The sequence below is a fragment of the Robertmurraya korlensis genome, from assembly GCF_023715225.1.
Taxonomy (GTDB): domain Bacteria; phylum Bacillota; class Bacilli; order Bacillales; family Cytobacillaceae; genus Robertmurraya_A.
In genome coordinates, this window is record NZ_JAMBNS010000145.1 from 1 (window position 1) to 411 (window position 411).

The window sequence follows — 411 nt, forward strand, 5'->3', positions numbered from 1 at the left end:
ATCCCCAACAGCGCGCCTGCCACGGAGGCTGCCGCCGTACCTGGGGTTTTGCTTAATATCTCAGATGCCAGTCCTACTGCGGATGCACCGATGTTATTGAAGTTAATTACCCCTACGCCGCTATTGGCATTGACCATTGCCCATTGTACGCCAAGTTGCTGGGTATCATTGCCTGAGATTTCCATGATCGCTGCTTGAATCAACACTTGGTCACGGCGAGTATCTAGCTCATTAATAGCATTTTCGATTTCTACCATTAACTCTGGGTTGGCATTGACAATGACGGAATTTTGGGTTTGGTCAGCGATAATGCTAAAAGGTCTACCTTGATAGCCGTTGTTTTGCGTAGTCGTTGTGTTGCTAGTGGAGGAGGTATTTAGCGGTGAGCCTGTCGGTGACGCTGCAGTATTG

Annotated in this window: 1 protein-coding gene; it reads right to left on the minus strand. The window is 48.7% G+C overall.

Translation table 11 applies throughout. The features are described 5' to 3' along the window. The coding region (locus M3175_RS26160; RefSeq protein WP_285852459.1) for a secretin N-terminal domain-containing protein at positions 1 to 411 on the minus strand (411 nt) is incomplete at both ends.